General features: G+C 72.4%; 1 protein-coding gene. It reads left to right on the top strand.

Going from position 1 to position 427, the window contains the following annotated elements; translation table 11 throughout:
* Positions 1-378, top strand: a 378-nt coding sequence (locus tag I6F37_RS41140; protein WP_225154543.1) for a hypothetical protein, incomplete at its 5' end; no start/stop codon positions are given.
* Positions 379-427 lie beyond the last annotated feature (49 nt).

Raw genomic sequence — 427 nt, forward strand, 5'->3', positions numbered from 1 at the left:
GTGCTCGCCGGGTGGCAGCTCGACGACGACCGCAAGAGGGCCACGCCGTACTTCGTCCGTGCGGTGGTGACCAACCGAGGCAGGACGGATCTCGGCGGAGTCGAGGTGCCGCTCTACGTCGTGGACGGTCGCAACGTCCTGATCGAGGCGCAGCCCTTCGCGAGCACCTTCGCGCCGTGCCCCAGCACGCCGCTGCCCCCAGGCTTCGTCACGGGGGATCGCATCCAGGTCTGCCTGGTCTACCTGGCGCCGGAGAGCGGGCTGCTCACCTCGGTCAGCTTCCGGCCCAGCCAGGCGTTCGACCCGGTCCTTTGGCGGGGCGTGGTCGGCACCTACGTGCCGGCACCTGGCGCGGGCGGCGCCGGAGACGCCGGGTGACCACGGTCGCCGGTGAGCTCCGGCTGGGCTCGCTTCGGGTGGAGACGCC

This window comes from Bradyrhizobium sp. NBAIM08 (assembly GCF_020193935.1).
Taxonomy (GTDB): domain Bacteria; phylum Pseudomonadota; class Alphaproteobacteria; order Rhizobiales; family Xanthobacteraceae; genus Bradyrhizobium; species Bradyrhizobium yuanmingense.